This window comes from Bradyrhizobium guangdongense, assembly GCF_006483445.1.
Classification (GTDB): Bacteria; Pseudomonadota; Alphaproteobacteria; order Rhizobiales; family Xanthobacteraceae; genus Bradyrhizobium; species Bradyrhizobium guangdongense_A.
In genome coordinates this window covers 23619-42962 of sequence record NZ_PPPT01000061.1, presented here as the reverse complement: position 1 = coordinate 42962, position 19344 = coordinate 23619, and the positions used below count along the sequence as shown (strand labels likewise).

Genomic DNA, 19344 nt, shown 5'->3' with positions numbered 1-19344 from the left:
CCGCCGACATCGAAACCGACATAGGCGTTGCCAAAGTTGTTCACGCCGGTCTCGAGATAGTGGACCGGCTCGGTCGGAGGCATCTTGCTGATGACGTTGACGATGCCGCTGGGGCTCGAACCGCCATACAGCACCGCAGACGGTCCACGGAGGATCTCGACGCGCTCCATATTGAAGGGCGGCAGCTTCCAGCTCGCATATGACGTGTAGAACAGCTGCATGCCATCGAGGAACAGGCCCACGTCATCCGATTTGAAGCCGCGGATCAGCCACCAGTCGTTGCGGGTGTCGGCGCCAAAGGTTCCGGCGCGGACGCCGGCGGAGTAGCGCAGGACCTCGTCGAGCTTCCCCGGCTTCTGGTCGCGGATTTGCTCGGCGCCCACGACGGAGAGCGATTGCGGCGTCTCCATGATCGGCGTGTTGGTCTTGGTGCCGGAGCCGCTACGCCTTGCAACGTAACCCTGGATCGGACCGCGCGGCGTCTCGACAAATCGCACGTCGCGCTGAGGCTCCGGCTTCCGGCCGCTCGTGGTGAGGACCGGGCGCGCGACACGACGCGGCGCGCTGCTCGCAACAGGGCGCCGTGTCTCGGGCGACGCGACTGACACTGGCGGCAAATTCTGCGCGCCGCCGGGCGACGACGACTGTGCGAACGAAGCCTGCGGCAACAATGCCAATGCGGACGTGGTCGCCAACACGGCCGACCGCAACATTCCCAGAGAATTCAACGCGCCACCCCAAACTGCTTGCTCGTTCCGTCATGCCGGCAGTCCCGTGACGACATGCGATGCAGTGACGCTTATGCGAGTGGATGCGCGAGGCCTAATTGAATGCCTCTTAGAGCGCATCCAAGAATGATTCAAAACAGAGCCGAAGCGCGGCGCGATGCAGGAGGCGAGAGCCGCTCAGGCCGCACTTTCCGGCCTCGCAACAGAACTTGATCTTCGGCCTAAGATGATCGCGGCGCCCGCAGCTTCCAGTGATCGTTGCGGTAACTACAACGCGCCACCACCCGGGGCGGCCACCTGAGCCGGGAACCGGCCCCGGCTGGCCCGTTTCGGGCGGCCGAGGACGAAACCAGGGAATCCGCCGGATGAAACCATTTTGCGGAACCCGCGAAACGATCCGGAAACAGATGGACCTTAGAAAACGAGCCAACAGACGGCGCAAAAGCCCGTCCGGAGGCTCAAATGAACCACTCAATTCACTCTGCTGATCGTGCGACGCACCTGAAAATCGTGGTGGTGGCGCTGGTTGCCGGTACCTTGGTGGCGGGTTTCGGGATCGCGGCGCGGACCAATGTCGATTACAGCCAGACCGCCCAGACCGCCCATGTGATCAAGGCCGGCAAGCCGGTGGTTGTGACGAGCTCGGCGACCTCGGAAATCCGCTAACGTCGAAAAGACCCATTTTGAGACCGAACGGCCGCCCTTGGGCGGCCTTTTGATTTTGTGGCTTAATCTGAGGTCTGGCGCCTAAACTATTGAATCACTTCGCTTGTGACGCACCATAGTCGCGCCAGAACTGGCGATAGCCAGCTTCCACCGCCTGGGTGTAAAGCGCGCCATTTCCAGCCGCGGAAGCCTCAATCCGGGCCGGCAGCTCGCGTCGCAGCGCCGCCAGGCTGTCCGGCGCCCGGGCAAACCGCTCGGCAATCGCGACATAACCCTCGGCATCGTCGGAAACCCAGTCGTCCAGACCAATGCCCTTCAGGATGGCGGCCGCAGCGCGCGACGAGGTGGTGGTTCCGAGCTTGGCGACGACAGGCACGCCCATGTGGAGCGATTCCCAGGTGCTGGCCCCGCCGTTCTGCGGGAACGGGTCGAGCGAGATGTCGATATCCCCGTAGGCGCGCAGATGATCGTCTCGGGCCGTCGAGCCCAGGCAGACGATGCGATCCGCGGCGATGCCCCGCTCGACGAAGCGGCCGATCAGGGCGTCGCGCAGCCCGGAATCGTCGAGCGCACCATGCTTGATCATGATCTTCGATCCGGCCACGGCGTCCAGCAGCTTGACCCAGACCACAAGCACCTCGTCGGAGATCTTGTCGATCCGGTTGAACACGCCGAAGGTGACGTAGCCGTTGCGCAGCATTGGCAGCTCGGGCCGGTGCAGGCCCGGCATCGGCTCCGCCGTCAGCATGCACGGCAGGTCGTAGATCTTCTCGGCGAACAGATGCCGCGCCGATTGCGGAATCGAGATCGGATCGGCCAGCACGTAGTCGATGGTCGGGAGTCCCGTACCGGTCGGATTGCCCCAGGCCGAGACCTGAATGGGCGCAGGCTTGCGCGCAAACACGCGCAGCCGGTTGCCCGCCGAATGACCGGAGAGGTCGACGAGGATATCGACCTTGTCGGCCACGATACGGTCGGCCAGTGCTTCGTCCGTCAGCACCGTCGCGTCCACCCAGCCATCGGCGAGCTTGCGAAACTCGGCCGTCACCTCGTCCTCCCGATTCGAGCACGAATAGCAGATGACCTCGAAGGCGGCGCGATCGTGGTGGCGCAGCACCGGAAGGAAGGTGAAGCCCGCCGAATGCTTCCTGAAGTCTGCGGAGACGTAGCCGACGACGAGCCGCCGCTGCGGATCGAGGTCTCGCGGCGGCAACTCCCGCTGCGCGATCGTCGTTCCGATCGCATCCCACCAATAACGCCGCGCCGCCTGAAGCACGGCGAAATCGGCCGTGGGCAGAAAATCGAGCGTGAAGATCTTGTGCGTAATCGCATCCTCGAAATCCGGCTTGATCTCGATCGCGCGATCGAAGTGCTCGAGAGCCGAGTCGATTTCGCTGAGGCTTGCCAGGCACGCGCCCAAGAGCACGAGCCCGACTTCGGAGCGTGGATTTTCCTCGAGCAGCGTCTTGCACGTCGCCATCGCCGAAGTTGTGTGCTTCAGGTGAAGGCTGACGAGGGCCTTGTTCCGCAGCGCCAGTTCGAGCCTCGGCGACAGTGCGAGCGCCGCATCCAGATCGGCATTGGCCTCGGGCAGCCGATGAAACACGAGGTGCAGCCGTGCGCGCTGCGCAAGCACCCTGGGGGAGTTCGGCCTGAGCGCGAGCGCCTGGTTGAACGCGGCCTCCGCGACCTCGAAGTTGCAGAGTTCGAGGTTTGCGATGCCCCGGCCAGCGATCGCCTCCAGATGTCGGGGCTGTAGCGACAGCGCGCGTTCAAAACTCTGTGCGGCTTTCTCGTGTTGCGCGAGCCGCAGCTCGGCCATCCCGCGATTGCAGTAGGCGTCGGCATAGTCGGGCTTTAGGCGGATGGCGCGGTCATGGAGCTCGATGGCGTCCTTCGCGAGCCCGAGATGCATCACCGTATTGCCGAGATTGGTGAGGGCCATCGGGAATTTTGGATCGAGCGCGACGGCCCTCTCCTGGCAGACCCTCGCGTCCTCGTAGCGCTTGAGCTCGAACAGCACGGTGCCGAGGTCGCAATGGACGTTGGCCGAGCGCGGGTTGACGGTCAGCGCGGCGCGGAGCAACTGCTCGGCCTCATCCAGCCTCTTCGCGTCGCTCAGGCAGACCCCAAGCAGATGCAGCGCGTCGAAATGATCGGGAAGGACCTGCAGGATCCGGCGACAGTTCGCCTCGACCTCGGCCCGGCGGCCATTGCCGAAAGCGGCGTAGGCCGCCGCCAGCAGGGCCTCCGCCTCCTTCTTGAATTTCTTCTGAAGCCTTGCGTTCTGGAACGCACGCGAGCCGATATTGCTTTGCAAGCCGCTTCTCATCCCGTGGATTACCCGGCGGCACGTCTAGCACGATTGCTTGATTCGGAGCCGGCAGGCACCTCGTCGGCGCGCCGATCGGGCGCCTCGGCACGGACCATCTACCCCGTCACGTAACGTCCTTGACTTCACCCTACCGCGCCTTTAAGTCCCCCCTCGTTCCGCGCGGACATATCGCGTCACGCGGGAGTAGCTCAGTTGGTTAGAGCGCCGGCCTGTCACGCCGGAGGTCGCGGGTTCGAGCCCCGTCTCTCGCGCCATTTTTGGCAATCCCCTCATAAACTTAGCCTGAAGAGCGAGCTGCCGCGCCATCTGCGCGGGGCGCAAGGTTCCTTCCCGGCCGATGGGCCGCATAGGCACGCTCGCCTCGAATCGTCTAGGTCTGCCCGATACTTGGCAGATTCTTGGCCCGAATTCTGGGAGTTCCCGGGCCATTTTCGCGATGAGGAGGCCCGACATGGCGAAGAAGGCAGCGGCTCCGGCCACCGTTACGCTCAGGCACCTCGCCGCCGACGTCGCGGAGACCCAGGACCTGTCCAAGAAGCAGGCCGAGGCCATCCTCACCGAGACGATCGACCTGATCGCCAAGCACTTGAAGAAGGGCGACCGCGTCCGGATCGTCGGCCTCGGCATCCTCCAGGTGCGCAAGCGCGCCGCCCGCATGGGCCGGATCCCCTCGACCGGCGAGGCCATCCACATCAAGGCTAAGAAGAAGGTCACCTTCCGCCCGGCCAAGGAACTCGCCGAAGCGATCTGACGGGACGCGCCCGAACGCCGCCGCGGTCCTGTTACGGTCCCCGGAATGGCGCTTTCCTGTTATACCGACAAAGCTCACCTGATCCGGCGGTTTGAAACTGAAATGTCCTCCCTCACCTTCACGCATACCGTGACCGAACGCTTCCTGCGCTACGTCACCATCGACACACAATCTGATCCCGAGTCGCCATCTTCGCCTTCGACCGAGAAGCAAAAGGATCTCGGCCGCGTGCTCGTCACCGAGTTGAAGGCGATCGGCGTCACCGATGCCCATCTCGACGACTACGGCTACGTCTACGCAACGATCCCGGCCAACACCGACAAGAAAGTGCCGGTGATCTGTTTCTGCTCGCACATGGACACCTCGCCCGACGTCACCGGCAAGGATGTCAAGCCGCAGATCGTGAAGAACTATCGCGGCGGCGACATCACCCTGACGGCCGATCCGACCCAGGTGATCCGCTTTGCCGAGCATCCCGCGCTGAAGCACCAGATCGGCAACGACATCATCACCACGGACGGCACGACGTTGCTCGGCGCCGACAACAAGGCCGGCGTCGCCGAGATCATGGATGCCGCAAACTTCTTCATCAACAATCCCCAGGTGAAGCACGGCACCATCAAGATCCTGTTCACGCCGGATGAAGAGATCGGCCGCGGCGTCGACAATGTCGACATCAAGAAACTCGGCGCCGATTTCGGCTATACCATGGACGGCGAGAGCGCCGGCTGCGTCGAGGACGAGACCTTTTCCGCCGACGGCGCCACCATCACCATCCACGGCGTCAGCGCCCATCCCGGCTATGCCAAGGGCAAGATGGAGCACGCGATCAAGATCGCAGCCGCCATCGTCGACCGCCTGCCGAAGGAAGGCTGCTCACCGGAGACGACCTCCGGCAAGCAGGGCTTTTTGCATCCGATCGGCATCTCCGGCGCGCTGGAGCAGGCGACGCTGTCCTTCATCGTGCGCGACTTCACCGAAGAGGGCCTGAAGGAGAAGGAGGCCCTGCTCGAGGGCATCGTCAAGGACGTGATGAAGAACTATCCGCGCTCGACCTACAAGTTCGAGGTCAGGGAGCAGTACCGCAACATGAAGCAGGTGATCGATCGTCACCCGCACGTCCTCGAATACGCCATCGAGGCGATCCGCCGCGCCGGCCTGCGCCCGATGCGCACCGCGATCCGCGGCGGCACCGACGGCTCGCGCCTCTCCTTCATGGGCCTGCCCTGCCCCAACATCTTTGCCGGCGAACATGCGTTTCACTCGCGGCTGGAATGGGTGAGCCGCCAGGACATGGAGAAGGCCGTGCAGACCATCGTGCATCTCGCGATGATCTGGGAGGAGCGGGCTTAGGTTCCGTCCTGGAGGGGCCCCCAAATAAGAACCGAAAACAACCCCATGCACAGTAGCCGGGGGCGGTCAACCGATGACTTCGCTTTTTACGAAATTTGCTTTACGCGTCGGGCAAATCAGGTGTATGTTGGCATCATCGGCCAGACGCGGACCTGGCGCCGGGTTTGGTCAGAAGCCAGGCAATTTCTGCAAAAACGCGCTCGCCGGGGCGGTCTCTTGCAGTTTGACCGCAGTTTCGCGCACCGGCTGCCCGCGACAACGAGTTCCCCACACGTACACGATTGCACGTCGACACTCTTCCTGCCGCCGTGCTAGGCCGACCGACAACGCAACGAGAGTGACGACGTGTTCGCCATCCGCCGGCCCAAAGGATTTATCCACCTGCGCAATTGGCGCGGGCTTTTGGCTGCGTTCGTTGCGACCCTGTATCTGCTGACGGGCACGCTGCACGGCGTCTACGAATTCGATGCGACGGCCTCATCGAACAGGTCAGAGATGGTCACCCTGCTCGGCGCCGCCTCCGGGCACGCCGATCACAAGGCCATCGCCGGCGATCACTGCCATGGCTGCTTCTCGGTTGCCATCGCCCAAGCCGTATTGCCGGTCACAAGGGCTGAACGCGTGAGCCTTCCGGCCTCGCCGCGTCTGCCGACACTTGCGGGCATCGTCCCCGACACGGACTCCCCGCCCCCCAAATCTCTGACCTGAACGGATCAGCCGGGCGCCGCGTGCGCCCATGACTCTTCCTCGATAAGGCTTAGTCCTTCACAGGTCGTTCCATGTTTTGCAGGCGAACTGCCGCGCGCCTGGCGTGCGCGACGGCGTTTCTCATCGGCGGGCTCCAGAGCGAATCCGCGCACGCCCAGACCCTGACCATGCGCACGGCGCTGACGCGCGCGCTCAACGCGAGCCCGCGCCTCACCGCGGCAGAGCGCGACGTCGGCATCGCCACGGGCCAGCGCATCCAGGCCGGCGCGTTGCTCAATCCGGAACTCTCCTATGAGCAGGACAATTCCTTCGGCTCCGGCAAGTACCGCGGCACGCGCTCGGCCGAGACCACGCTGCAGATCAGCCAGGGGTTTGAGCTGTTCGGCAAGCGCGAGGCGCGGATCGCCGCGGGCGAAGCCGGCATCGACGTCGCCACCATCCAGCGCAAGGCGATCAGGCTAGAGGTGCTGTCGGAGACCGCGATTGCGTTTCTCAGCGTGCTCGGCGCTCAGCGCCGCATCCAGATCCTAGATGAGCAGGTCACCGCGATCGATCGCCTGACGCCGCTATTGCGTCGGCGCGTCGAGGCCGGTGCCTCCTCGCCGGCCGAGACCGGCCGCGCCGAGGTCGCCTCCGCGCTGGTCAAAGCCGATCGCGAGCGCTTCAAGGCGGCCCTGGCGAGCGCCCGGCGCGAGCTCGCGGTGCTGATGGGCGACGCCAATGCGAAATACGGCGAGGTGTCCGGACGGCTCGAGACCATCGGCCGGCCGCCCTCGTTCCAATCGGTCGTCGCGGCCATCGACGCCAATCCTCAACTGGTGCGCTGGACCGCCGTTTTCGCGCAGCGCAATGCCGAACTGCTGCTGGCACGCCTGAAACCCTATCCGGACGTGCGGATCGCTGCAGGCTGGCGCCACTTCAATGAAACCAATGACGACGCCGTGCGGCTCACGCTGTCGGTACCGATCCCCGTATTCGACCAGAACCAGGGCAACATCCTCTCCGCGCAGGAGAGCCTCGCCAAGACCAGGGCCGAGCGCGAAGCCAACCGCAACACGCTGATCGTGATCGCCGGCCGCGCCTACGACTCGCTCCAAGGCTCGTTGCGCGAGCTTGCCGTGCTGCGCGAGGTCGCCATCCCTAAGGCGCAGGAAGCAGCCGAGGCGATCTCGCAGGGCTACGGCCAGGGCCGCTTCACCCTGCTGGAGGTGCTGGACGCACAGGCCAGCGTCACCCAGGCACGGCTGCGCGAACAGGAAGCCCTGCAAAATTTCCACGCCGCCATCGCCACCATCGAAGGCCTGGTCGGCAATCCCTTTACGCTGGCGCGGGAGAGCGCGCGATGAAGACCTCCTCCACCATCATCGCCGCGCTGGTCGCGGCCGGGCTCGGCGCCTATGGCTACGCGATGCTCGCACCGGCGAGGGTCGAGAGCACCGTGCAAGCAGAGAAGAAGCCGGAGAAGCCCGCAAAGGAGCATGTCGAGCAGGATGAGCACGGCGCCGACCGCATCCGGATCAGCGACGTCAAGCTCGCAGCAGCCGGCGTCACGCTCGCGGAGGCCGCGGGCGCCACGCTGACCGATACGCTGTCCTTCAACGGCATGCTGCGCGCCAACCAGGAAGCCGTGGTGCAGGTGACGCCGCGCTTCCCCGGCATCGCAAAATCGATCCTGAAGCGGATCGGCGACAAGGTCGCCAAGGACGATCTGCTCGCCTCGATCGAGAGCAATCAGAGCCTGACGGTCTACGATCTCAAGGCGCCGATCGGCGGCACCATCATCGAGCGCCAGATCTCGCTCGGCGAGTACGCCTCCGAGCAGAAGCCGGCCTTCGTGGTCGCCGATCTCTCCAGCATCTGGGTCGACCTGTCGATCTACCGGCAGGATTTGCGGCGCGTGCGATTGGGTGACGAGGTGCTGATCGATCCCGACGACTTCAGCGGCGAGATCAAGGGCACGATCTCCTATCTCGCGCCGGTCGGCAGTAGCGAGACCCAGACCGCGCTGGCGCGTGTCGTGCTGACCAACACGAACGGGCGGCTGCGCCCCGGCCTGTTCGTCACGGCGCGGCTGATCCTTGCGGCGCGCAACGTGGCAGTGGCCGTCCGCAAGAGCGCGATCCAGACGCTGGAAGGCAAGACCATCGTCTTCGTCCGCGAGGAGGGCGACAAGATCGAGGCGCGTCCCGTCGAGCTTGGCGAGTCCGATCCCCGTTACGTCGAGATCAGGGCCGGTCTGTCCGCCGGCGAGCGCTACGTTGCCGAGAACAGCTTTGTGGTGAAGGCGGAGATGGGCAAGGGAGACGGCGACCATGATTGATGCCCTCCTCGCCTTCTCGATCCGCCAGCGCTGGCTGGTCATCATCGTCACGCTTGGGACGGCCGCGTACGGCGCCTGGAATTTCACGCGGCTTCCGATCGACGCCGTGCCCGACATCACCAACGTTCAGGTCCAGATCAACACGCGGGCGCCCGGCCTGTCGCCGCTCGAAGCCGAGCAGCGCATCACCTTCCCGATCGAGACCGCGATGGGTGGCCTGCCAAAACTCGAATATACGCGCTCGATCTCGCGCTACGGTCTCAGCCAGGTCACCGTCGTATTCCAGGACGGCACCGACATCTATTTCGCTCGCCAGCTCGTCAACGAACGCATCCAGCAGGCCCGCGAGCAATTGCCAGGGGGCGTCGAGGTCGCGATGGGGCCGATCTCGACCGGGCTCGGCGAAATCTATGTCTACTCCGTGGAAGCAAAGCCGGGCGCGAAATCACCGACCGGCAACGATTTTACGCCGACTGAGCTGCGAACCATCCAGGACTGGATCATCAAGCCGCAGCTCCGCACCGTCCCCGGCGTCATCGAGGTCAATTCGATCGGCGGCTATGAGCGTCAGTTCCACGTGCTGCCGATCCCCGGCCGCCTGATGGCCTACCGGCTCGGCTTCCGCGATATCATGACCGCGCTCGCGGCCAACAACATCAATGTCGGCGCGGGCTATATCGAGCGCAACGGCGAGCAATATCTGGTCCGTGCGCCCGGTCAGGTCGCCGATATCGGAGAGATCAGGGACATCGTCATCGGCTCGCGCGGCGGCGTGCCGGTGCGCGTGCGCGACGTCGCCGACGTCCGCGAGGGCCAGGACCTGCGCACCGGCGCGGCCTCGGCCGACGGCAAGGAAACCGTGCTCGGCACCGCCATGCTCCTGATCGGCGAGAACAGCCGCTCGGTGGCGCAGCGCGTGGCGGCCCGACTCAGGGACGTCGCCAAATCGCTGCCCGAGGGCGTGGTGGCGAAGGCTGTCTACGACCGGACCCATCTCGTCGAAGCCACGATCGAAACCGTGGAGAAGAATCTGCTCGAAGGTGCGGCGCTGGTGATCGCGGTGCTGTTCCTCATCCTCGGCAATATCCGCGCCGCCCTGATCACCGCCTGCGTCATCCCGCTCTCGATGCTGCTGACGATATCAGGCATGGTCGGCAGCAAGGTCAGCGCCAACCTGATGAGTCTTGGCGCGATCGACTTCGGCATCATCGTCGATGGCGCCGTCATCATCGTGGAGAACTGCCTGCGGCTGTTGGCCGAACAGCAGCACAGGCGCGGACGCCTGCTCTCGCTGGAGGAGCGAATGCAGACCGTGCACGCCGGCGCCCGCGAGGTCATCCAGCCCAGCCTGTTCGGCACGCTCATCATCGCCGTGGTCTACCTGCCCGTCCTGACCCTGACCGGCACCGAGGGCAAGATGTTCACACCGATGGCGCTGACCGTGGTGATGGCCCTGACCGGCGCGGCCCTGCTCTCCGTCACCTTCGTGCCGGCCGCGATCGCGATCCTCGTCAGCGGCAAGGTGTCCGAGCAGGAAAACATCTTCATGCGCATGGCGAAGCGGCTCTACGTGCCGCTGCTCGATCGTGCCGTCCGTCACCGCGGCGCCGTCGTGCTCGGCGCCGTGCTGATCGTCGCGGGCAGCGTGGTCGCGGCCGCGCGCATGGGCGGCGAGTTCATCCCGAGCCTCGACGAGGGCGATATCACCATCGAGGCCATCCGGATTCCCGGAACCAGCCTGACGCAAAGTGTCGACCTGCAGATCCGGCTGGAGAACGCGGTCAAGCAGGTGCCGGAAGTGGCGACCATCTTCTCCAAGGTCGGCACGGCTGAGATCGCCAACGACCCGATGCCGCCCAACGCCGCCGACACCTACGTCACGCTGAGGCCACGCGACCAATGGCCGGATCCCGACAAGCCCAAGGACGAGGTCGTCGCAGACATCGAACGGATGGCCAACACCCTGCCCGGCACCGCCTACGGCATGACCCAGCCGATCCAGATGCGCTTCAACGAGCTGATCGCGGGCATCCGCAGCGATGTCGGCGTCAAGATCTTTGGCGACGACCTCGACGTGCTTGCGGGTGTCGCGCAGCAGGTCAACGGCGTCATGCGCGGCATCGCGGGTGCCGCCGACGTCAAGACCGAGCAGATCGCGGGCCTGCCGATCCTGACCGTGAAGCTCGACCGCCAGGCGCTGTCGCGTTACGGGCTCAGCCTCAGCGAGGTGCAAAACCTCGTCGAGATCGCCATTGGCGGCAAGCCGGTGGGAAAGCTGTTCGAAGGCGATCGCCGCTTCGACATCGTGGTGCGCCTGCCGGAAAACCTGCGCGCCGACCCCGATGCGATCAAATCATTGCCGATCCCGCTGCCGCCCGGCGAGGAGCCTGCCGCCGTGACCAAGACGGCGTTCCCGGGTTCGCCGGGCGCGGCGCTACGCTATGTGCCGCTGTCCTCCGTCGCGACCGTCGAGGTCGCGCCCGGTCCCAATCAGATCAGCCGCGAGAACGGCAAGCGCCGCGTCGTCGTGACGGCAAATGTCCGCGGCCGCGACCTGCGCTCCTTTGTCACCGAGGCCCAGGACGCCGTCGCGCAAAAGGTCAAGCTGCCGCCGGGTTACTGGATCGGCTGGGGCGGACAGTTCGAGCAACTCGTCTCCGCCACCAAGCGGCTGACCATCGTGGTGCCGGTCGCGTTGCTGCTGGTGTTCCTGCTGCTCTTCATGAGCATGGGATCGGCGGCCGATGCGGCACTGGTGTTCTCCGGCGTGCCGCTTGCGCTGACCGGCGGCGTCGCGGCGCTGTTGTTGCGCGGGATTCCGCTGTCGATCAGCGCCGGGGTCGGATTCATCGCGCTGTCAGGCGTCGCCGTTCTCAACGGCCTCGTCATCATCGCCTTCATCGAGCGCCTGCGCAGCGAGGGGCGCCCGGTCATCGACGCCGTCCGCGAGGGCGCGCTGACGCGGCTCCGCCCGGTGCTGATGACGGCGCTGGTTGCCTCCCTCGGATTCGTGCCGATGGCAATCGCCACCGGGGCCGGTGCCGAGGTGCAGCGACCGCTGGCAACCGTCGTCATCGGCGGCATTATCTCCTCGACCATGCTGACACTGCTGGTGCTTCCGGCGCTCTACGTGCTGTTCCGGAAAGATAAGGCCGTGACGGCGGCGGCAGAGCGCCTACAATGACGCGGTGATTTGCAGGAGCGGTCGACGTGGGCAGCCACGACCATCACGGACATCACCATCATCATGACCATGCCGGTCACGATCATGACCATGGTCACGACCACAGCCACGGCCCCGGGCATGTGCACGCGCCCGCAAATTTTGGCAAGGCGTTCGCGATCGGCATCACGCTCAACACCGCGCTCGTGATCGCGCAAGCGATCTACGGCTATCTCAGCAACTCGACTGCACTCCTTGCCGATGCCGGCCATAACCTCAGCGACGTGCTCGGCCTGGTCCTGGCCTGGGGCGCCTCGGTCGCTTCAAAGCGCGCGCCGAGCGGCCGCTTCACCTACGGTTTCCGTGCCTCGACGATCCTGGCCGCGCTCGCCAATGCCGTGTTCCTGCTGGTCGCGATCGGCGCGATCGGCTGGGAGGCGATTCTGCGCCTGCGCGAGCCGGAGCCGGTGGCCGGCGTCACCGTGATGGTGGTCGCCGGCGTCGGCATCCTCATCAACGGCTTCACCGCGCTACTGTTCGCGCGCGGACGCAAGGACGACATCAACATCGAAGGCGCCTATCTGCACATGGCCGCGGATGCCGTGGTCTCGCTCGGCGTCGTGGTCTCGGCGGCGCTGATCATCTGGACCGGCTGGCTCTGGCTCGACCCGGTCACGAGCCTCGTCATCTGCGCCACCATCCTCTGGAGCACGACCCGTCTCCTACGCAGCTCCGTCGACATGTCGATGGCCGCGGCACCCAAGGGCACCGACCTCGCCGCCATCAAGAATTTTCTGATGGAGCGGCCCGGCGTCTCCGCAATTCACGACCTCCATGTCTGGCCAATCAGCACGACCGAGACGGCGCTGACCTGTCACCTCGTCATGCCCGCAGGCGCCGGCGACGATTTTCTGATGGAGACCGCGGACAGGCTGAAGGCAAGTTTTCGCATCGGTCACACCACGTTGCAGGTGGAGACGCATCCCGACAATGGTTGCGCGCTTGCGCCTGACGATGTGGTGTGATTGGGAGTTGCGCGGTCGCCCAAACTTCCGACGTCGTCCCGGACAAGCGCGCCCCAAGCGCGCGCCGATCCGGGACCCATAGCCACAGGGAGGAGTTTGGCGAAGACTCGTGGTAACCAGCGTCGCACCACAACCACTCCCTGTGGTTATGGGTCCCGGATCTGCGCGCCGCTCCGCGCGCTTGTCCGGGACGACACTGAATGTGTGGCGGCGCCTACGACGCCCTCGCCGTCACCACCCACACCGCGCCCGGCAGCGGCACCGACTGCCCCTTCACATAAGGCGTCAGCATCTCGCGGATCGAGGCCTTGGCGGCCTCGCGCACCTCGGGCGGATGTCCCTCCAGCGCGCGGGTGGCGGGGCCGATCTGCAACGCGCCGTCGACGGCCGCATCGAGCCCGCCTCCGATCGCGATGTCCATCGCCAGATTGTGCGGCTGCATCGCGACATCGGTGAAGCCGGCGCCCTTCAGGATGCGGGTCACCCTCTCCTCGGAAGCGAAGGCGAACGGGCCGGGATCATCAGGTCCGACCGGCGGCATTTTTGGCACGTGCTTGTAGACCGCCATCAGCGGCGCCATCATCCAGGGGTTTTCCTTCGGCTCACGCCAACAGATGAAGGCAAGCCGCCCCGACGGTTTCAGCGCGCGGCGCAGATTGCTAAAGGACGCGATCGGATCGGCAAAGAACATCACCCCGAAGCGCGAGACCAGGAGATCGTAGCTTGCGGGATCGAACGGATAGACCGTCGCATCCGCCAGCACGAAATCGAGCGGCAGACCCTTTGGCGCAATTTTCCGCGCCTGCTCCAGCATCGGGCCGGAGACGTCGAGGCCGAGCGCAAAGCCGTCAGGCGCGACAGCCTTCGCAAACGCGATCGTCGAGCCGCCGGAGCCGCAACCGACATCCAAGACGCGCTCGCCCGGTTTCGGCTTCGCATGCGCGATCAGGAGATCGGCGATAGGTCCGAGCAAGATCTCCTGCGCCGCCTGGCGATCGGCCCAACGCTGGCCACCGGGCCCGTTCCAATAAGCGATCTGGTCGGCGTTCTCTGCGTGTCCGCTTGGCAATTCCATTGGGCCCTCTGTCGTTGGGTCGGCGCGATTGCTGGAGCCGTTGTTGGCGGGCCAGCGATACCACGCCGAAATGGCCGATCCACTCACAAATTCGGGCCCGGTTGCGGCGTCTTCGGCCCTTGCCCATTCACCTGTGGCGGGGCTAAAGAGGCGGCGTGGGGCGGTTAGCTCAGCTGGTTAGAGCATCTCGTTTACACCGAGAGGGTCCGCGGTTCGAATCCGTGACCGCCCACCAGCCTGCGCTCGCGCAGCGACGGCAGGCTGCCGCGCTGAAGCCCAATGGGCGAAGGCGGGCTTTTTGGCCGCGAGCTTCGGCTCGGCGAGCCGACCTAATCCCTCGGCCTGCCCGGCAGCCCCGGAACGGCGTCGATCCAGAGCGCGGCGGACTGGCACCAGATCTGCCGGACCGGCCTGAGCTTGTCGCGCTGGCGGATCGAGCCCCAGCGGATGCCCCAATCGTCGGCCTGATCGCCCTCGCCGCTGGTGAACAGCGGGGAACCGCAATCGCCGCAAAAATGCTGGAAACGCGTTTGGCCGTTGTCACCCTGCTTGCCGTAGACCTTTGGCGCCGCGCCGCTCATCCTGATCGACTGCCCGGAGCAAAGCACGGTCACCCGGAACGGCGAGCCCGTCAGCGCCTGGCAATCCGTGCAATGGCAGACCGACACGGCCTCGGGGTCGATCTCCGCCTCATAGGTCACGCGGCCGCAATGGCATTGCCCGTCGATCTGCACGCGTCATCTCCCAAAACAAAAACGGCGCCCGAAGGCGCCGTTTTATCATCTTTCATTCGAGATCAGTGGGCGGTCAGGCCGCCGGCGGCTTCGTCGCCGTCCGGCTTCACCGTCACCTTGGTGTCCTCTTCCCAGACGATCGGCACCGGCTTCTTCACCAGCGCGCGGGCGACGACGTCGTCCAGACGCGAGACCGGAATGATCTCCATGCCGCCCTTGATCGCATCGGAAATCTCCGTGAGATCCTTGGCGTTGTCCTCAGGGATCAGCACCGTCTTGATGCCGCCGCGGGCAGCAGCGAGCAGCTTCTCCTTGAGACCGCCGATCGGCAGCACCCGGCCGCGCAGCGTGATTTCGCCGGTCATCGCGACATCGTGGCGGACCGGAATGCCGGTCATGACCGAGATGATCGCGGTGGCCATCGCGACGCCTGCAGACGGACCGTCCTTCGGCGTCGCGCCCTCCGGCACGTGCACGTGGATGTCGCGCTTGTCGAACATCGGCGGCTCGATGCCGTAGACGATCGCGCGCGAGCGGACGTAGGACGCCGCCGCCGAGATCGACTCCTTCATCACGTCACGCAGATTGCCCGTGACCGTCATCTTGCCCTTACCGGGCATCATGACGCCTTCGATCGTCAGCAGTTCGCCGCCGACATCGGTCCAGGCCAGGCCCGTGACGATACCAACCTGCGGCTCGCTCTCGATCTCGCCGAAGCGGTACTTCGGCACGCCCAGAAACTCTTCCAGAGTCTTCTCGGTGACCTTGACCGACTTCTTCTTGGAGATCATCAGCTCCTTCACCGCCTTGCGGGCGAGTGTCGAAAGCTCACGCTCCAGATTACGCACGCCCGCTTCGCGGGTGTAGCGGCGGATCATCAGCAGGAGCGCGTCGTCGTCGATCGACCATTCCTTGGAATCGAGGCCGTGCTTGGCGACCGCGTTCGGGATCAGGTGCTTGCGCGCGATCTCGACCTTCTCGTTCTCGGTGTAGCCGGCGATCCGGATGATCTCCATGCGGTCCATCAGCGGGCCCGGAATATTGAGCGTATTCGCGGTCGTGATGAACATGACGTTGGAGAGATCGTAGTCGACCTCGAGGTAGTGATCGTTGAAGGTCGAGTTCTGCTCGGGGTCGAGGACCTCGAGCAGCGCCGAAGACGGATCGCCGCGGAAATCGGCGCCCATCTTGTCGATCTCGTCCAGCAGGAACAGCGGATTGGACGACTTCGCCTTCCGCATCGACTGGATGATCTTGCCGGGCATAGAGCCGATATAGGTGCGGCGGTGACCACGGATCTCGGCCTCGTCACGCACGCCGCCGAGCGACACGCGCACGAACTCGCGACCCGTCGCCTTCGCGATCGACTTGCCGAGCGAGGTCTTGCCGACGCCGGGAGGCCCGACGAGGCACAGGATCGGTCCGGTCAGCTTGTTGGCGCGGGACTGGACGGCGAGATACTCGACGATGCGGTCCTTGACCTTCTCCAGCCCGTAGTGATCCGCATCCAGAACCGCCTGGGCGGCTTCCAGATCCTTCTTCACCTTGGACTTCTTGTTCCACGGGATCGACAGCAGCCAATCCAGATAGTTGCGCACGACGGTCGCTTCCGCGGACATCGGCGACATCTGGCGCAGCTTCTTCAGCTCGTGCTGCGCCTTCTCGCGCGCTTCCTTGGAGAGCTTGGTCTTGGCGATCTTCTCTTCGAGATCGGCGAGCTCGTCGCGACCATCGTCGTCGCCGAGTTCCTTCTGGATCGCCTTCATCTGCTCGTTGAGATAGTACTCGCGCTGGGTCTTCTCCATCTGGCGCTTGACGCGCGAGCGGATGCGCTTCTCGACCTGCAGCACCGAGATCTCGCTCTCCATCAGCCCAAGCACCTTCTCCAGGCGCTGGGTGACCGACAGCGTCTCCAGGATGCCCTGGCGATCGGCGATCTTGACGGCGAGATGCGAGGCAACGGTGTCGGCGAGCTTGGCGAAATCGGTGATCGCCTGTACGACGCCGACCACCTCGGCCGAGATCTTCTTGTTGAGCTTCACATAGCTCTCGAAGTCGGACACGACCGAGCGCGCCAGCGCTTCCGCCTCGACCGACTTCGCATCGGTGTCGGCAAGCGCAATCGCAGTCGCTTCATAGTACTCCGAACGGTCGGTGTATTTCTCGACGCGCGCGCGCTCGAGCCCTTCGACCAGCACCTTCACGGTGCCGTCGGGAAGCTTCAGGAGCTGCAGCACGCTGGCGAGCGTACCCGTCTCGTAAATCGCGTCGGGCGCCGGATCATCGTCGGACGCATTCTTCTGCGTCGCGAGCATGATCAGCGCGTCGTTCTTCATCACCTCTTCGAGCGCGCGGATCGACTTCTCGCGGCCGACGAAGAGCGGCACGATCATATGCGGGAAGACGACGATGTCGCGCAGCGGCAGCACCGGATAGGCGTGGGTTTCGCCGTGAACGATGGTTGGCCGGGGCTTTGGAGTTGTCATGGCCTGTTCCTTTTGTTTTGCCCCCTTGCACGCAGCCCGCTGAACCCAGCGCAACCGCCACAAGGTGCCGAAATGACCCGGTTTCTTCGTCCGGTCCGAAGCTTCGGACCAGCTCTGCCGGATCGAAAAAGAGGCGAATCTTGAAGGGAATTCTCGCTCGCCGTTGACATTAGGTGGCTATCGACCCGGGGGGTGTCAAGTCACTGAAAAACGCACGCCATTCAGCGCTTTACGCGAACTGAACAGCCACGCAACACCGGCTGCGGAACCACTCTCCGCAAGCCGCCTTGTCAGACGAAACGAAAGTGCTGCACCAGCGCGTTTTACGCGCTGGCGTTCTCGACCGCACGGTCGGAGCGATCCGCGTAGATGTACAGCGGACGTGCCGTGCCTTCCACGACTTCGCGGGAGATCACGACCTCTTCCACACCTTCCAGGCCCGGCAGGTCGAACATGGTCTCGAGCAGGATCGCCTCGAGGATCGACCGCAGGCCGCGCGCGCCGGTCTTGCGCTCGATCGCCTTGCGGGCGACCGCGCCAAGCGCCTCGTCGGCGAAGGTGAGCTCGATGTTCTCCATCTCGAACAGGCGCTGGTACTGTTTCACCAGCGCGTTCTTCGGCTCGACCAGGATCTTCTTCAGCGAGGTCTCGTCGAGGTCCTCGAGCGTCGCCACGACCGGCAGACGGCCGACGAATTCGGGGATGAGGCCGTACTTCAGGAGATCCTCAGGCTCGACGTGACGGAAGATCTCACCGGTACGGCGATCTTCCGGCGCGAGCACGGATGCGGCGAAGCCGATCGAGGTCGAACGTCCGCGGGCGGAGATGATCTTCTCGAGGCCGGAGAAGGCGCCGCCGCAGATGAACAGGATGTTGGTGGTATCCACCTGCAGGAACTCCTGCTGCGGATGCTTGCGGCCGCCCTGCGGCGGAACGGAAGCCACCGTGCCTTCCATGATCTTCAGCAGCGCCTGCTGCACGCCCTCGCCCGACACGTCGCGGGTGATCGAGGGATTGTCGGATTTGCGACTGATCTTGTCGATTTCGTCGATATAGACGATGCCGCGCTGGGCGCGCTCGACATTGTAGTCGGCGGCCTGCAGCAGCTTCAGGATGATGTTCTCGACGTCCTCACCGACATAGCCGGCTTCGGTCAGCGTCGTCGCGTCGGCCATCGTGAAGGGCACGTCCAGGATGCGGGCGAGCGTCTGCGCGAGCAGCGTCTTGCCCGAGCCGGTCGGACCGATCAGCAGGATGTTCGACTTCGCGAGCTCGACGTCGTTGTGCTTGGTCTGGTGGTTGAGGCGCTTGTAGTGATTGTGGACCGCGACCGACAGGACCTTCTTGGCGTGGCTCTGGCCGATCACGTAATCGTCCAGCACCTTGCAGATTTCCTTCGGCGTCGGGATGCCGTCGCGCGACTTCACCAGCGAGGACTTGTTCTCCTCACGGATGATGTCCATGCAGAGTTCGACGCATTCGTCGCAGATGAAGACGGTGGGACCCGCGATCAGTTTGCGGACTTCGTGCTGGCTCTTGCCGCAGAACGAGCAATACAGCGTGTTCTTGGAGTCGCTCGTGCCGACCTTACTCATTCCTGTCTCCGTCCGCGGTTCGATCCGTCCGCCCGATCGCTCCATTCTGGCATTTCGGCCGTCATGAAGCTGAAATAGAGCAAATTCCGTACCAAAAAAAAGACCCTACGCGTTACATCCCGTGCGAATCACGGTCACTCGATTCTCCCGCGATCATAGCCGATCAGTCGTAGCCAACCATGCTGTCACCCGACTATCAAGAATTCGCTAATCGGGGGCTTCCGGCTACCCGTGACAATACCGTGATTTCACGTCTTGGCACGGGAGAAGTGACCGAAATCACCCCGGCGTTGCTGGATTGCCACGAAAAACAAGCACGAAAGCGGAACTTTCTGCCTGTCGCGGGGCGCAGACCACGTTTTTCGCGCCGCAGGGAACGCGCCATTAACGTGAACGTCGCCTTGG

At 64.5% G+C, this 19344-nt stretch carries 14 protein-coding genes and 2 tRNA genes; 10 read left to right on the top strand and 6 right to left on the bottom strand.

Translation table 11 applies throughout. From position 1 onward, the window contains the following. On the bottom strand, nucleotides 1-713 hold a 713-nt coding region (locus C2U70_RS09140; RefSeq protein WP_186294146.1), incomplete at its 3' end, for a TonB-dependent receptor plug domain-containing protein. 477 nt (nucleotides 714-1190) lie between these two features. On the opposite strand from C2U70_RS09140, the gene C2U70_RS09135 reads away from it, so the two are divergent. Beyond that, complete coding sequence (locus C2U70_RS09135) at nucleotides 1191-1394, top strand: hypothetical protein (protein WP_140977669.1); 204 nt, start codon at nucleotides 1191-1193, stop codon at nucleotides 1392-1394. A gap of 94 nt (nucleotides 1395-1488) precedes the next feature. On the opposite strand, the gene C2U70_RS09130 is transcribed toward C2U70_RS09135, so the two are convergent. After that, nucleotides 1489-3714: a tetratricopeptide repeat protein gene (locus C2U70_RS09130; RefSeq protein ID WP_140977668.1), complete on the bottom strand. Its 2226-nt coding sequence runs from the start codon at nucleotides 3712-3714 to the stop codon at nucleotides 1489-1491. Nucleotides 3715-3906: 192 nt separating this feature from the next. On the opposite strand from C2U70_RS09130, the gene C2U70_RS09125 reads away from it, so the two are divergent. The 8 genes from C2U70_RS09125 to C2U70_RS09090 all read left to right on the top strand — a co-directional run bounded on the left by C2U70_RS09125 (nucleotide 3907) and on the right by C2U70_RS09090 (nucleotide 13049). Then, a tRNA-Asp gene (locus tag C2U70_RS09125) sits at nucleotides 3907-3983 on the top strand. A 197-nt stretch (nucleotides 3984-4180) separates the two neighbouring features. Beyond that, entirely contained in the window at nucleotides 4181-4480 is a 300-nt protein-coding gene (locus C2U70_RS09120; RefSeq protein ID WP_140977667.1) for an HU family DNA-binding protein, read from the top strand. A 102-nt stretch (nucleotides 4481-4582) separates the two neighbouring features. Continuing rightward, the gene (gene pepT, locus C2U70_RS09115; RefSeq protein WP_140977666.1) at nucleotides 4583-5833 is read left to right on the top strand and encodes a peptidase T; all 1251 of its coding nucleotides are present in this window, start codon (nucleotides 4583-4585) and stop codon (nucleotides 5831-5833) included. 345 nt (nucleotides 5834-6178) lie between these two features. Further along, the gene (locus C2U70_RS09110) at nucleotides 6179-6541 is read left to right on the top strand and encodes a hypothetical protein (RefSeq protein WP_246666710.1); all 363 of its coding nucleotides are present in this window, start codon (nucleotides 6179-6181) and stop codon (nucleotides 6539-6541) included. A gap of 71 nt (nucleotides 6542-6612) precedes the next feature. Beyond that, a complete protein-coding gene (ihpA, locus tag C2U70_RS09105) occupies nucleotides 6613-7887 on the top strand; it encodes a divalent metal ion exporter subunit IhpA (RefSeq protein ID WP_140977665.1) in 1275 nt (424 codons plus the stop codon). After that, nucleotides 7884-8861 (top strand): divalent metal ion exporter adaptor subunit IhpB, encoded by a 978-nt coding sequence (ihpB, locus tag C2U70_RS09100; protein WP_140977664.1) that lies wholly within the window; start codon nucleotides 7884-7886, stop codon nucleotides 8859-8861. Before ihpA ends, ihpB begins: the two co-directional genes overlap by 4 nt. After that, nucleotides 8854-12045 (top strand): efflux RND transporter permease subunit, encoded by a 3192-nt coding sequence (locus tag C2U70_RS09095; RefSeq protein ID WP_140977663.1) that lies wholly within the window; start codon nucleotides 8854-8856, stop codon nucleotides 12043-12045. Before ihpB ends, C2U70_RS09095 begins: the two co-directional genes overlap by 8 nt. 26 nt (nucleotides 12046-12071) lie before the next feature. After that, on the top strand, nucleotides 12072-13049 hold the full coding sequence (locus C2U70_RS09090; protein WP_186294145.1) for a cation diffusion facilitator family transporter: 978 nt from the start codon (nucleotides 12072-12074) through the stop codon (nucleotides 13047-13049). Between the two features lie 214 nt (nucleotides 13050-13263). On the opposite strand, the gene C2U70_RS09085 is transcribed toward C2U70_RS09090, so the two are convergent. Continuing rightward, nucleotides 13264-14124, bottom strand: a complete 861-nt coding sequence (locus tag C2U70_RS09085) for a class I SAM-dependent methyltransferase (RefSeq protein WP_140977662.1) — start codon at nucleotides 14122-14124, stop codon at nucleotides 13264-13266. Nucleotides 14125-14282: 158 nt separating this feature from the next. Between C2U70_RS09085 and C2U70_RS09080 the strand changes: the two genes are divergently transcribed. After that, nucleotides 14283-14359 (top strand) — tRNA-Val (locus tag C2U70_RS09080). Nucleotides 14360-14453: 94 nt separating this feature from the next. Here C2U70_RS09080 and C2U70_RS09075 read toward each other — a convergent pair. The 3 genes from C2U70_RS09075 to clpX form a co-directional block, all read right to left on the bottom strand. Continuing rightward, nucleotides 14454-14858 carry a GFA family protein gene (locus C2U70_RS09075; RefSeq protein WP_140977661.1) on the bottom strand — a complete coding sequence of 135 codons (405 nt, stop codon included), beginning with the start codon at nucleotides 14856-14858 and terminating at the stop codon, nucleotides 14454-14456. A gap of 62 nt (nucleotides 14859-14920) precedes the next feature. Further along, nucleotides 14921-17344 (bottom strand): endopeptidase La, encoded by a 2424-nt coding sequence (lon, locus tag C2U70_RS09070; RefSeq protein ID WP_140977660.1) that lies wholly within the window; start codon nucleotides 17342-17344, stop codon nucleotides 14921-14923. A gap of 323 nt (nucleotides 17345-17667) precedes the next feature. After that, complete coding sequence (gene clpX / locus C2U70_RS09065; RefSeq protein WP_140977659.1) at nucleotides 17668-18939, bottom strand: ATP-dependent Clp protease ATP-binding subunit ClpX; 1272 nt, start codon at nucleotides 18937-18939, stop codon at nucleotides 17668-17670. Nucleotides 18940-19344: the final 405 nt, after the last annotated feature.

What these genes read in the sequence shown, in the direction of transcription:
- clpX (WP_140977659.1), bottom strand. Translation starts at nt 18,939, where the DNA reads ATGAGTAAGGTCGGCACGAGCGACTCCAAGAACACGCTGTATTGCTCG.
- C2U70_RS09085 (WP_140977662.1), bottom strand. Translation starts at nt 14,124, where the DNA reads ATGGAATTGCCAAGCGGACACGCAGAGAACGCCGACCAGATCGCTTAT.
- ihpA (WP_140977665.1), top strand. Translation starts at nt 6,613, where the DNA reads ATGTTTTGCAGGCGAACTGCCGCGCGCCTGGCGTGCGCGACGGCGTTT.
- C2U70_RS09135 (WP_140977669.1), top strand. Translation starts at nt 1,191, where the DNA reads ATGAACCACTCAATTCACTCTGCTGATCGTGCGACGCACCTGAAAATC.
- C2U70_RS09095 (WP_140977663.1), top strand. Translation starts at nt 8,854, where the DNA reads ATGATTGATGCCCTCCTCGCCTTCTCGATCCGCCAGCGCTGGCTGGTC.
- pepT (WP_140977666.1), top strand. Translation starts at nt 4,583, where the DNA reads ATGTCCTCCCTCACCTTCACGCATACCGTGACCGAACGCTTCCTGCGC.
- lon (WP_140977660.1), bottom strand. Translation starts at nt 17,344, where the DNA reads ATGACAACTCCAAAGCCCCGGCCAACCATCGTTCACGGCGAAACCCAC.
- C2U70_RS09120 (WP_140977667.1), top strand. Translation starts at nt 4,181, where the DNA reads ATGGCGAAGAAGGCAGCGGCTCCGGCCACCGTTACGCTCAGGCACCTC.
- ihpB (WP_140977664.1), top strand. Translation starts at nt 7,884, where the DNA reads ATGAAGACCTCCTCCACCATCATCGCCGCGCTGGTCGCGGCCGGGCTC.